The organism is Streptomyces sp. XY431 (genome assembly GCF_001279805.1).
Classification (GTDB): Bacteria; Actinomycetota; Actinomycetes; order Streptomycetales; family Streptomycetaceae; genus Kitasatospora; species Kitasatospora purpeofusca.
In genome coordinates, this window is sequence record NZ_LGDO01000129.1 from 1 (window position 1) to 11,567 (window position 11,567).

13 protein-coding genes are annotated in these 11,567 nt (G+C 75.4%); 4 read left to right on the forward strand and 9 right to left on the reverse strand.

The features are described 5' to 3' along the window. The 9 genes from ADK60_RS16380 to ADK60_RS16420 all read right to left on the reverse strand — a co-directional run. Positions 1-465 (reverse strand): polysaccharide deacetylase family protein (locus ADK60_RS16380; protein ID WP_159400457.1); only part of this gene is annotated, 465 nt, incomplete at its 3' end. Further along, the gene (locus tag ADK60_RS16385; protein WP_107094630.1) at positions 462-1,280 is read right to left on the reverse strand and encodes an SDR family NAD(P)-dependent oxidoreductase; all 819 of its coding nucleotides are present in this window, start codon (positions 1,278-1,280) and stop codon (positions 462-464) included. The genes ADK60_RS16385 and ADK60_RS16380, both read right to left, overlap by 4 nt. Next, complete coding sequence (locus ADK60_RS43420; protein ID WP_107094631.1) at positions 1,277-2,248, reverse strand: DMT family protein; 972 nt, start codon at positions 2,246-2,248, stop codon at positions 1,277-1,279. The genes ADK60_RS16385 and ADK60_RS43420 overlap by 4 nt, the downstream gene beginning before the upstream one ends. Positions 2,249-2,348: 100 nt before the next feature. Continuing rightward, a complete protein-coding gene (locus ADK60_RS16395; protein WP_053646780.1) occupies positions 2,349-2,726 on the reverse strand; it encodes a hypothetical protein in 378 nt (125 codons plus the stop codon). A 132-nt stretch (positions 2,727-2,858) separates the two neighbouring features. After that, positions 2,859-4,736: a condensation domain-containing protein gene (locus tag ADK60_RS16400; protein WP_159400458.1), complete on the reverse strand. Its 1,878-nt coding sequence runs from the start codon at positions 4,734-4,736 to the stop codon at positions 2,859-2,861. A gap of 17 nt (positions 4,737-4,753) precedes the next feature. After that, positions 4,754-5,518, reverse strand: a complete 765-nt coding sequence (locus tag ADK60_RS16405) for a 4'-phosphopantetheinyl transferase family protein (protein WP_053646783.1) — start codon at positions 5,516-5,518, stop codon at positions 4,754-4,756. Continuing rightward, positions 5,515-6,336, reverse strand: a complete 822-nt coding sequence (locus ADK60_RS16410; RefSeq protein ID WP_053646785.1) for a hypothetical protein — start codon at positions 6,334-6,336, stop codon at positions 5,515-5,517. Before ADK60_RS16410 ends, ADK60_RS16405 begins: the two co-directional genes overlap by 4 nt. 3 nt (positions 6,337-6,339) lie before the next feature. Beyond that, on the reverse strand, positions 6,340-6,630 hold the full coding sequence (locus ADK60_RS16415) for an acyl carrier protein (RefSeq protein WP_052709382.1): 291 nt from the start codon (positions 6,628-6,630) through the stop codon (positions 6,340-6,342). A 118-nt stretch (positions 6,631-6,748) separates the two neighbouring features. After that, the gene (locus ADK60_RS16420; RefSeq protein ID WP_053646787.1) at positions 6,749-7,681 is read right to left on the reverse strand and encodes a 3-oxoacyl-[acyl-carrier-protein] synthase III C-terminal domain-containing protein; all 933 of its coding nucleotides are present in this window, start codon (positions 7,679-7,681) and stop codon (positions 6,749-6,751) included. A 147-nt stretch (positions 7,682-7,828) separates the two neighbouring features. Here ADK60_RS16420 and ADK60_RS16425 point away from each other — a divergent pair, with 147 nt between their 5' ends. The 4 genes from ADK60_RS16425 (at position 7,829) to ADK60_RS16440 (ending at position 11,214) form a co-directional block, all read left to right on the forward strand. Then, positions 7,829-8,128 carry a hypothetical protein gene (locus ADK60_RS16425; protein WP_159400459.1) on the forward strand — a complete coding sequence of 100 codons (300 nt, stop codon included), beginning with the start codon at positions 7,829-7,831 and terminating at the stop codon, positions 8,126-8,128. After that, complete coding sequence (locus ADK60_RS16430) at positions 8,125-9,336, forward strand: glycosyltransferase (RefSeq protein ID WP_053646791.1); 1,212 nt, start codon at positions 8,125-8,127, stop codon at positions 9,334-9,336. Before ADK60_RS16425 ends, ADK60_RS16430 begins: the two co-directional genes overlap by 4 nt. Before the next feature lie 115 nt (positions 9,337-9,451). Further along, complete coding sequence (locus tag ADK60_RS16435) at positions 9,452-10,417, forward strand: ATP-binding cassette domain-containing protein (RefSeq protein ID WP_053646793.1); 966 nt, start codon at positions 9,452-9,454, stop codon at positions 10,415-10,417. A 32-nt stretch (positions 10,418-10,449) separates the two neighbouring features. Further along, the gene (locus ADK60_RS16440; protein ID WP_045942300.1) at positions 10,450-11,214 is read left to right on the forward strand and encodes an ABC transporter permease; all 765 of its coding nucleotides are present in this window, start codon (positions 10,450-10,452) and stop codon (positions 11,212-11,214) included. Positions 11,215-11,567: the final 353 nt, after the last annotated feature.

Here is an 11,567-nt window from a genome sequence, read left to right on the forward strand (position 1 = left end):
GGCCTGGCCGGCGGTCAGCACGCCGTAGGGCGGGCGGTACCAGAGCGGGGGCGCGCCGGTGAGGGCGGTCAACGCCTCGGAGGCGCGGCGCAGTTCGCGCAGGTCCCGGGCGGGGGCGGGGTAGTACTGGGGGCGGTGGTGCCAGCCGTGGACGGCGAGCTCGTGGCCCCGGGCGACCAGTTCGCGGCCGAGGTCCGGGGAGCGTTCGAGCATGGCGCCGAGGAGGAAGAAGGTGGCGTGCAGGCCGAGGGCGTCCAGGGCGTCCAGGATCGGCGGGGTGCCGCGCGGGTCGGGGCCGTCGTCGAAGGTGAGGGCGAGATGCCCCGGGGCGGTGCCGTAGCCGGCGGTGCGGCGGGCCAGCAGGCGCTTGACGGGCGGCAGCCGGACGGCGGCCGGGGCGAGGTGGAGCAGTTCGACGCCCGCTGCGGCGCCGAGCAGGAGGCCCGCGCCCCTCCGGGTCCTCACCCGAACCGGGCCGCCATCCGCCGGAAGAAGCCCGGCGCGGCGCCGTGGATCCGGGCCGGGAAGTCCAGCCAGTGCGGGAGGAAGGCCCGGTCGCGGTCGGTGGTGAGCGCCGCGTGGACGAGGTCGGCCACCGCCTCGGCGGAGACGGGGCGGGGGCGTTCGCGCTGGTAGTCGGTGCCGCGGGTGGCGAAGAAGGGGGTCGCCACGGCTCCGGGGAGGATCAGCCGGACGCCGACGCCGGTGCCGCGCAGCTCGTACCAGAGGCTCTCGGCGAACATGGTCAGCCCGGCCTTGGTGGCGGCGTAGGCGGCCTCGTCGCGGACGCCGACCTGGCCGGCCATCGAGCCGAGCAGCACGATCCGGCCCCGGTCGCGCTCCAGCATCCCGGGCAGGAGCAGCCGGGCCAGCCGCAGTGGGGCGGCGAGGTTGACCTCCAGCATCCGGTCCAGGGTGTCGGTGGGGGTCTGGGCGAAGGGGCCGCGCCAGCCGAGGCCGGCGCTGGCGACCAGGGTGTCCACCCGGCCCGCGGCGGCGAGGGCGGCTTCGGCGAGGCGCTGGGCGCCGTCGGGTTTGGCGAGGTCGGCGGGGAGCGGGCGGCCGCCGGTGCGGGCGGCGACGGCGTCGAGCCTGGTCTGGTCGGTGCCGGAGAGCAGTAACCGCCAGTCGGCAGCGGCGAGCCGGTCGGCGGTGGCGGCGCCGATTCCGGATGAGGCGCCGGTGACGAGGGCGATCGGCGGGTTGTCGGCGGGGCACCGCCGGGGCCCGCGGGAGCGTGGACGGGCGTCGTCCGTGCCGTCCGTGGCGTCCGTGGTCATGGCACCTGCCGCTCTGTGCGCGCCTTGCCGTCCGTTTTGTCCGGCAAATCACCTTTGCATGGCGGAGCCGTTCGGGCGACCCGGACGGGGCCCGCACCGGACGCCGGCGGGACCGGCCCGGCGGACGCCGACGGGACGCCCAGCTCGGACTCCACCTCGCCGAACCGGGACAGTACGAAGGTGCCGCCGACCGCCACCACGAAGCCGGTCAGCGCGCACCAGGCATAGCCGGGCCTGGCAGTGTCACCGAGCGCCACCACCCCGACCAGCGCCGGGCCGAAGGTCTCCGACACGGTCCCGGCAGCGGTCACCGCCGTCACCGTGCCGCGCTGGAGGGCCAGCGCATAGGCGAGGTACCCGCCGAGGCCGCCCAGCGCCAGCCCGTACGCGGCCGGGTCGGTGAACACGTCGAGCGGCCCGGAGACGTCGAGGACCCGGACCGCGAGACTGGTGACCCCGAAGCCGACCCCCGCCAGCAGGCCGAGGCCGACCGCCGCCGCGTTCCCGGTGCGGCGGGCGAGGACGAACGTGAGCAGCAGCATCAGCCCGGTGGTGGCGAGCAGCGCCCAGTGGAACGCGGCCGACGCGTGGTCGCGGCCCGCACGCCCGGAGCCGAGGGCCAGCAGGGTCAGGCCGACCACCACGGCGGCGATGCCCAGCAGGTCGGCGCGGTGCAGCCGGGCCCCGAGCAGCCGGGCGGCGGCGAGCGCGGTGACGGCGAGGCTGGCGTTGGTGACGGCCTGGACCAGGAACAGCGGCAGGGTGCGCAGGGCGACGATGCTCAGCGCGAAGCCCGCGATGTCCAGACCGGTACCGAGCAGGAACCGCCAGGACCGGAGCAGGGCGGCCAGCAGGCCGACCCGCACCCGGTCCGCGGGCGGCGTCTCCCGTGCGCCGCCCGCCTGGAACACCGAGCCGAAGCCGAAGCAGACGGTGGCGACCAGGGCGGTGGTGAGTCCGAGCAGCATGGCCCTCCCGGCGTCGGGGGCGCCCCGGGAGCCGGGGCCCGCCCCCAGTCTCCGCCGGGCCCGGCCGGGCCGCAGCGGGGAGGACCGCGACCGGTAGGGGTCAGCCCTCGGCCGGGCGCCCCGCGGCGGCGGCGAGCACACCGTTGGCCACCGGTACCGCGAGCAGCAGGGCGATCGCGCCGATCAGCCCGGTCCCGGCGGCGTCCGGGAGCACGCGGTCGGCCACCGCCGCGGCGAGGACGGCCACCGCGCCGAGGGCGGCGACACCGGCCAGCACTCCGCGCAACCGGCGCGGCGGGCGTTTGCGGTCGTACTCGACCGCGACCCCGACGGCTCCGACGGCGCTGAGGGCCCAGGGGAGGTCACGCAGCCACCCCTCCCCCAGCAGCAGCCACACCGCCAGGCCGAGCAGGCAGGCGAACAGGACGCCCAAGATCTCGGCCACCACCGTCGCCGCCACCATGTCCCGGACGTGCATGTTCCTCCCCCTCCGCTCGCCCCTCCCGGGAGGCTACCCCGGGAGGAGCGCGTACGGTACGGGGCCGAATGCGCCGCGTGAGCGCGGGGCGGGCGTTCCGGGGGAGGAACGGCGGCGGCCCGGGACGGGCTCCTACTCCGCGACCGCCGCCTCCGCGCGGCCCGAGCCCTCCGCATGGGCGGGGAGGGTCGGCCAGGTGAGGAGCGGCAGCGGGCCGGGGTGGTGGTGGACGGCGTAGTGGTGCGGGGCCATCGCGGTCTCGCGGCCGGGGAGGGCGGCGACGACCGCGTGGTGTGCGGCGGCGGGGGTGAGGTCCTGGTCGGTGGTGGCGATCCGGGCGGTGAGCCGGCCGTCCTGGTGGCCGAGGTCGACCGCCGTCGCCCGCGCTCCGAGGGCGTCGGCGACCAGGGCGCGGACGGCCGCGAGGTCGATCCAGTCGGCGCCGATCCGCTGCCAGTCGCCGGTGCGGGTGGCGGGGCTCAGGCCGCTGAGGGCGGCCAGCTCGGTGAGCGGCAGCGGTCCTGCGGCGGCGGCCGCGAGAACGGCGGGGACGGCGCGGGCGAAGCGCTCGGCGTCGGCGCGCTCGAACACCTGCGGGCAGGCCAGCAGGGCGAACTCCAGGCTGCCGGCGGTGCGCAGGATGTTGAGCATCAGGCGCACCGGCAGCGGCTGGTCCGGCAGCCACTGCACCTCGGGGTCGGCGGTGGGGGCCGGGCGGGCGTCGGAGAGGGTCTCGGGGATGGCGAGGCTGAGGTCGTTGACGACGATCTGGCGGGCGAAGCGGGCGCCGCGCTGCTCGGCGACGTCTTCCACCAGCTGCCAGACCTTGTCGGCGTTGAGCGTGCTGTGCCAGTAACCGGTGAAGGAGGCGACCTTGGTGCGGCCGATCAGGGCGTCCAGGTCGTCGTCCGCGGCGGAGGGGCCGACCTCCAGGGCGATCAGGGCGTCCTGGGCCAGGGTGCCGATGTGGTCGGCGAGGGCGGAGCGCTGGCGGTTCGCCGACAGGGCCGAGATCACCAGGTCCGTACGGGCGGCGCGGTGCGCGGCGAGGGCGGCGAAGACGGCGAAGAGGACGGCCGAGGGGCCGGCGGCGGTGCGGCGGCAGACCGCTTCGAGGTCGGCGGCGGCAGCCCGGGAGCGCAGCAGCAGGGCGGCCGTCCCCTCGGACGCGCCGGGGGTCATGCCGTCGACGGAGAAGGAGCTCGACGGTCCGGCGGTGAGGACGCTCTCCCAGTGCTTGAGCGCGGCCGCGGTCTTGCGGCGCCCCTGGGGGCTCTGCTCCAGGGCGGCCAGTTCGAGCGGGGTGCGGGAGCCGGCCGGCGGCAGTTGCGCCCCGGCGGCGAGGGCCAGCCAGTCGCGGATGAGCAGGGTGACCGCGACGCCGTCGACCCCGGCGTGGCAGCCCACCACGACCAGCCGGTGCACGAGTTTGCCCTCGGTGAGCAGGGTGAAGCGCAGCCGTGGAGCGGCGGTCAGGTCGAAGGGCACGGCGACGTCCGCCCGGCCCAACTCGTCGGCGAGGGCGTCGATCCCGGCGCCGTCGCGGTCGCCGACGGGGACCAGGGCGACGGTGAACTCGCCCTCGGCGCGCACCTCCTGGCGTTCGGGGAAGCCGTCCTTGCCGGGGCCGGGCGGGAAGACGGTGCGCAGCGACTCGTGCCGTTCCAGCAGCGCGCGCAGGGCGTCGACGGCGGTGGCGACGGTGGTGCCCTCGGGGACGGGCCAGACCGACTCGCGGTTGATCTGTTCGGGCCGGTCGCGCCCGATGCAGCGGAGCATGTTGTCCTGGCCGAGGGTGAGCGGTCCCGAGCCGCCGCCCACGCCGTGGAAGCGGGCCGTGATCAGGCCCTCGGTCTCGGTCACGTCGTGCGTCATCACGTCGGTCGCGCCCTTCGGTTCGCAGGTCTGGGCGAGGTGCGGTCGGGACGCTACCAGCGGGCCGATCATGTGGTCCAGACCAGAAATCTGGGATGCCGGCGGGCCCTCCGGGTTGTCCTGATGCTTCGTCAACTACCTGACATGGCAGGTCAAACGGGTGGGGACCAGATCCTTCGGCGGACGGTTACCGGACCGGCGCCGACGGCGGCCAGCGCGGCCCGGAACCGGCCGGGGGCGGGCACGTCCTCGACCCGGCAGGGGCCGGGGCCGAGCGCGCCGGGGTCGGCGAGCAGTACCGGCGACGGCCCGTCCAGCGGCAGCCCGAAGCCCTGGACCAGCCGCCCGCCGTACGCCTTGACGCACGCCTCGCGGCGGCACCAGAGCACGGTGAAGCGCCCGGCCGGGTCCGGGTCGGCGGCGACCGACTCGGCCTCGGCGGCCGGGAAGTAGCGCCGGGCCATCCGCACCGCGACCCGCGCGTCGCGGACCTCCTCGACGTCCACCCCGACGGCGCGCCCCTCGGTGAGGGCGACGGCCGCGAGGGCGCCGGAGGCGGAGTGGTTGACGGCGAGGCCGTCGATCCCGGGCTTGCCGTGCGGGCCGTAGCGCCAGACCAGCCCCGCGGGGTCACGGCCGAGCCGGGCGCCGGCGAGCAGGCGCACGGCGCCGTGGGCGACGGTGAACCGTCGCCCGAAGCGCCGGTCCGGGCCGTCCGCGCGGGCGCGTTCGGCCGGGTCGAGCAGTTCGCGCAGGGCGCGGACCACCGGCTCGGGCTGGTCGGTGGGGATCAGCCACACGTCGACAGTGTCGGCGCGGCCCACCGGAGCGACGGGGTCGACGGGGTCGACGGGGTCGACGGAAGCAGGAGGAGCGGCGGGACCGGTGCCGGCCGGGGCCGCACCGGGTCCGGTCATGACGGCGGACCCGCGCGCAGGGTCAGGGTGGAGAGCACGCCGAGCCTCGGGTCGAAGTCGGCCAGCAGCACGGGTCGCCGCTCGGCCCGCCAGTCGGGCAGCCGGTCGGCGAGCGCCGACCACAGTCCGGTGAACGGCTGGCCGGCGGGGACGCGGACGGCGTCCAGGCCCGGCACCTCCAGCCCGGCGGCGAGCAGGACGGCCGCCTCCTCCCCCAGCGCCTTCGCCTGTCGGCGGACCTCCTCCGCGACCGACTCGGCCGAGCCGACCATCACGCCACTTTCCTGACGGACCGTCAATTCCTCGCCGGGCAAGGTCTCGCAGACCAGGACGACGGCGCAGTGCCGGTCCGGCAGGGCGACCGGTTCGGGCGGCCGGTGGTGCAGGGCGGTCTGCTCGGCGAGTACGACCACCGCACGCCGGGCGACGCCGGTCCGCTGGTACGCGAGGGCGGCACGCAGCGCGGCGAACGCCCCGGCGGTGCCCTGGTCGCAGAGCGCGAGCGCGGTGGGCGTACCCGCGCAGGAGCGGCTGAGCGCGAGCGAGGTGGGCGCACCGGGCCGGACGTCGGGCGAGTCGAAGGCCTGGATCAGTACGTCCGCCGGCTCGTCCGGTCCGAGCGCCTCGGTGAGCAGGCCGGCGGCCAGTTCCTCGTAGGCGTGCCCGACCCCTTCGGCCAGCAGGTCCTCGCGCAGCGGCAGGCCGTACGGGCGGACCAGGTCGGCGACGAAGACCCGCAGGTCGGGGTCGAGGGAGAGTTCGGAGCGGCCGTCGGCGTACCGCGTCAGCACCCGGGTGAGACCCGGGGCGGCGGCCACCGGTCAGTCCTCGGCGATGATGTGCGCGGCGACGTAGTCGGCCAGGTTGGTGACCGAGCGCAGGTCGTCCTCGGTGATCTGCTCGACGTCGACCTGGATGTCGAGCGCCTCCTCGACCTCGAGGATCAGCTCGATGGTGCCGGCCGAGGTGAGGCCGAGGTCGTCGAAGAGGCAGGCGTTCTCGGGGATCTCGAACGGGTCCCGCTTGAGGACGCGCGGGATCAGCTCGCCGAGGCTGTGCAGGATCCGGACGCGCAGCTCGGTGTCGGTGGTCTGGACCACTTGGTCGGACATGGGTGGGACCGTCCCGTCGTGCGTGGTGGAGTGGGGCGGAGCGGCCGAAGGACCGGCGCCCGGGGGAAGAGGAGAAGGACCGGGGAGGACGGGCCGACGGCGGGTCGGCCGTCCGGCGTCAGTGCTCGACGACCATGGCGGAGAAGGTCGCTCCGATACCGGCGGCCGCGACGAGGTAGCGGTCGCCCCGTTCGAGCAGCCCCCGCGTGGTGGCGGTGTGCAGATTGATGAGGCCGTCCGCAGCGAAACTGTGCCCCACCGACGTCACGTTGTCCAGCACCACCTTCCCGATCGGGAAGCCGATCCGGCGCGCGATCGTGCGCCAGGAAGCCTGGTTGACGTTGTGCGGGAGCAGCAGCGCCAGCTCGGAGAGGTCCAGACCTGCCTGGTCGAGGGCGGCCTCGATCGCCTCGACCATCACATCCGGGTACTCCCGCTGGTAGCGGGCCAGCAGATCCTGGTCCTCGGCCAGCCGGCCGTCGAACTCGGGGCGCTGGCGCACCGCGTAGGACAGCACCCGGTCGTGTTCGCCGCCGGCGCTGACCAGACAGGCGGCCGCGCCCTCGGCGAAGATTCCGGTCTCGGGCACCACCTGGGCGTCCTTGGTGAAGGTCTTCTCCCCCGCGAGCACCAGGGCCAGCGCCCGCGGATCGGGGTCCCCGGCGAGCAGGCGTCCGGCCAGGTCGACGGCCAGCAGGCCGACGGCGCAGGCGTGGTGGGTCACGGTGAAGGCCTGGGCGTGGCCGAGGCCGTAGCGGTGGAGCAGGTCGTGCAGGGGGTTGAGCGGGTACGGCACGGCCACCGGCATGCTGCGCGCGTGGATCACGAAACGGATGTCCCGTTCGCGTCCGCGCAGCTCCGGAAGGGCGTCGACGGCGGCGCCGAGCAGGTCGGGCAGCTTCCCGTCCGGGTCCAGTCGCAGCTGGTCCAGGCCGTGGAAGCGGCGGAAGAGTCGAAGTTGACGTGGGGTCAGGCCCAGGCGCTCGCCCACTGCCTCGATGGGCACGGTGTGGTGGGGGAGGTGGACGGCCACTGCCTCCAGTGCGGTCACGCGGGCTAGTATTCCCACGCCCGACGGGTCCGCACAAGTGATCTCGGGCGGTTGCGGCGCACAGTCCGCACAGCTCACCCCACGGAACGCGCAGGCCAAGTGCCGCCGTCCCCCCGCCCCCGCGTCGTCGAGCCGGTGGAGTCCCTGATGAACGATCGTGAACGTCCCGTCCCCGTACCGCCGGTCCGCCCGGCCCTGGTCGCACTGCTGGCGGAGGCCGCACAGGCACCGCCCGGCTGGGCCGCCGGCGTGACCGGGCGGTCCCGGCTGGACGGGGACCTGCTGCTGGACGAGACCGAGCTCGCCGCACTGCACGAGGGCCTGCGCCGGAGCTTCGGCCCGTCGGTGGACCTCGCCGCGCTGCGGGCCGGCCTCGACCTGGCCGCACTGGAGGCCCTCACCGTCGCCGACGTCGAGCGGCTGCTGCCCGCGGAGGACGCCCGATGAGCCGCTTCCTGCTGGTGGTCCCGCCGCTGACCGGGCACGTCAATCCGACCGTGGGCCTGGCCCGGGAGCTGGTGGCGCGCGGCCACGAGGTGGCCTGGACCGGCACCGAGACGGCGCTGCGCCCACTGCTCGGGCCGGACGCGACGGTGTTCGGCACCGGCACCCGGGCGTTCCGGGCGCAGGGCGGGCACGGGCTGGCCGCCGTCCGCTCGCTGTGGGAGGGCTTCATCGTCCCGTACGCGCGGTTCACCACCAAGGCGCTGGACGCGGCGGTGCGGGAGTTCCGTCCGGACGCGCTGCTGGTGGACCAGCACACCCCGGCCGGGGCGCTGGTGGCGCACCGGCACCGGCTGCCCTGGGGCACGCTGGCGCCGGGGGCGATGGAGCTGGGGCGGCCGTTCCGGGGGCTGCCGCTGCTGGAGGAGTGGATGACCGGCCTGCTGCTGGGCCTGTGGCGGCGGGCCGGACTGCCCGAGGAGGAGTACGTCGACCCGCGCTTCTCCCCCGCCCTGGTGCTCGCCTTCACCGGTCCGGCGCTGACCGGCCCGACGCTCACCGGCGCCGGATCGGGCACGCCCGATTCAGTCCCGGCGCACCATGCCGCCGTCGGGCCGGTGCTGACGGACCGGCCGGCCGATCCGGCGTTCCCCTGGGAGCGGCTGCTGCCGGGGCGGCGCCGGGTACTGGTCACCATGGGCACCCTGTCCGGCGAGCTCGGCGCGGACTTCCTGGCCCGGGCGGTGCGGGCGCTGGAGCTGTGCGGGCCGGACGTGCAGCCGGTGTTCGCGGCGCCCGGCGGACTGCTGCCCGAACTGCCCGGTGACGCGGTGGCGGTGGACCGGGCGCCGGTGCTGGAGCTGATGCGGCGCGGGGTGCTGGACGCGGTGCTGTGCCACGGCGGGATGAACACCGTCGGCGAGGCCCTGGCGCACGGACTTCCGCTGGTCACGGCGCCGATCCGGCACGACCAGCCGTTCGTGGCGGCCCAGGTGGCGGCCGCCGGGGCGGGACTGCGGGTGCCGTTCGCCCGGGTGACGCCGGATCACCTGGCGGCGGCCCTGCGGAGCGTGCTGGACGAGCCCGGGTACCGGGCGGCGGCCGCCCGGGTCGGGGCGGAACTGCTCGCCGGCGGTGGGGCCGCGGTGGCCGCCGACCGGGTGGAGGCACTGGTCACACCGGGTGCCCCTTGGGCCAATCCATTGGTCTAGGCCATTGTTTCCGGGGTGCCGAAGCCCCTAGGGTGGCCCGCAGCACCACTTCCCAGGTGTCCCGCGCGCCGCCTTCCGGCGCCCCGGCAACCCCATCCCCGCACGGGAGTTCTGGTTGATCGAGACCAAGGGGCTCAGAAAGTCCTACCCCTCCAAGAAACGCGGCCAGCCCCCCGTGGACGCCGTCCGAGGCATCGACCTCGACGTCGCTCCGGGTGAGATCTTCGGTTTCCTCGGCCCCAACGGCGCCGGGAAGACCACCACCCTGCGGATGCTCGCCACCCTGATCCGCCCCGACGGCGGCGAGGCCCGGATCGCCGGGGCCGACCTGTTCGCCGACCCCGCCGAGGTCCGCCGCCGGATCGGCTACGTCGCCCAGGGCGGCGGCACCACCGACGCCGTCACCGCGCGCGAGGAACTCGTGATGCAGGCGCGGCTGCACGGCACCGGCAAGGCCGAGGCCGTGCGCCGCGCCGACGAGGCGCTCAAGGCCTTCGAGCTCACCGAGTTCGCCGACCGTCCGTGCCGCACCTACTCCGGCGGCCAGCGCCGCCGGGTGGACATCGCGCTCGGCGTCATCCACTCGCCCAAGGTGCTGTTCCTGGACGAGCCCACGGTGGGCCTCGACCCGGCCAGCCGCGGCCACGTCTGGACCGAGATCCGGCGGCTGCGCGGCGAGGGCATGACCGTCGTCGTCACCACGCACTACCTCGACGAGGCCGACGCGCTCTGCGACCGGGTCTCCATCGTCGACCACGGCGGCATCGTCGCCGAGGGCACGCCGGAGACGCTCAAGCGCGAGATATCCGGCGACGTCGTGCTCATCGGCCTCGGCGCCGGCGAGGCCGAACGGGCCGCCAAGGCCCTGCGCGAGCAGCCCGGCCTGCCGGAACTGCACCGCCTGGAACAACGCGGCGACGACGGCCTGCGGCTCTACCTGGACGACGGCGCGGCCGCTGTGCCGCACCTGCTGCGCGCCCTCGACGGGGCGGGCGTCACCACCGGCACCGTGCAGCTGCAACGCCCCAGCCTGGACGACGTGTTCCTGGCCCGCACGGGCCGCTCCATCGAGCAGTCCTGACCCTCACCTCCGAACCCCGAGGAGGGGCTCCGATGAAGCTCGCCCGCGACACCTGGCTGGTCTTCCAGCGCCAGCTGCTGCTGATGTGGCGGACCCCGGTCTGGATCGCCGTCGGCGTGATCCAGCCGATCTTCTACCTGCTGCTGTTCGCACCGCTGCTCAAGCAGGTGCTGGCGCCGATGGGCGCGACCACCTACGCCGAGGCCTACCAGATCTACGTGCCGGGCCTGTTGGCGGTGCTGTGCATCTTCGGCGGCCTGTACACCGGCTTCAGCCTGCTCGGCGAACTGAAGGCCGGCATCATCGAGCGGGCCCGGGTGACCCCGGTCAGCCGGCTCGCGCTGCTGCTCGGCCGGGCGCTGCGGGAGGTGGTGGCGCTGCTCGTCCAGGCGGTGATCATCACGCTCATCGCGCTGCCGTTCGGCCTGCGGGTCGGCCCGCTGGACCTGCTGCTGGCCTTCCTGCTGATGGGCCTGCTCGCGCTGATGACCTCGGCGATCTCGTACGGGATCGCGCTGGTACTGCCGGCCGACGAGGCGATGGCGCCGGTGGTGAACACCCTCGCCCAGCCGATCGCGCTGCTCTCGGGGGTGCTGCTGCCGCTGGCGCTGGCGCCGATGTGGCTGCAGACGGTGGCCAAGTGGAACCCCTTCTACTGGGCCGTGGAGGGCATGCGCGCGCTGTTCTCGGGCCATGTCGGGGACAGCGTGGTCTGGCAGGGGCTGCTGGTGGTCGCCGTGATGACGGTGGCGGCCGTGTACTGGTCGGCCCGGCTGTTCTCGACCCGGGTGCGCTGAACGAGGCGTGGGGCGGTGGGTCCTCGGATCCACGAAAGAAGGACAGAGAGGCAGAGAGACAGAGGGACGGGAGGCGGGCGGGCCGGGCCGGAGGGGATCCGGTCGGCCCGCCTTCCGGCCTCCCCGCGCCCGGACCCGTCCCCGGACCCGCCCGCCGCTTCCTCAACGTGCTTCGGACGGTGGCCGGTTGTGGGGCCGGACGCGACGGGTGGCCGAGGGCCGCTGACGCCCCGGTCGGCAGCCACCGGGGCGCGGGAGACACGACGACGGCGGTGCCCCTTTGCTCGAAGGGGCACCGCCGTCGTGCGTGAGCGGGCTACCCGGCCGTCCCGGCCCCGCCCCCTGCCCCGACC

Bases quoted from the DNA above. Each gene is read 5' to 3' on its own strand.
- ADK60_RS16385 (WP_107094630.1), bottom strand. From the start codon at position 1,280: ATGACCACGGACGCCACGGACGGCACGGACGACGCCCGTCCACGCTCC.
- ADK60_RS43420 (WP_107094631.1), bottom strand. From the start codon at position 2,248: ATGCTGCTCGGACTCACCACCGCCCTGGTCGCCACCGTCTGCTTCGGC.
- ADK60_RS16395 (WP_053646780.1), bottom strand. From the start codon at position 2,726: ATGCACGTCCGGGACATGGTGGCGGCGACGGTGGTGGCCGAGATCTTG.
- ADK60_RS16405 (WP_053646783.1), bottom strand. From the start codon at position 5,518: ATGACCGGACCCGGTGCGGCCCCGGCCGGCACCGGTCCCGCCGCTCCT.
- ADK60_RS16415 (WP_052709382.1), bottom strand. From the start codon at position 6,630: ATGTCCGACCAAGTGGTCCAGACCACCGACACCGAGCTGCGCGTCCGG.
- ADK60_RS16425 (WP_159400459.1), top strand. From the start codon at position 7,829: ATGAACGATCGTGAACGTCCCGTCCCCGTACCGCCGGTCCGCCCGGCC.
- ADK60_RS16430 (WP_053646791.1), top strand. From the start codon at position 8,125: ATGAGCCGCTTCCTGCTGGTGGTCCCGCCGCTGACCGGGCACGTCAAT.
- ADK60_RS16440 (WP_045942300.1), top strand. From the start codon at position 10,450: ATGAAGCTCGCCCGCGACACCTGGCTGGTCTTCCAGCGCCAGCTGCTG.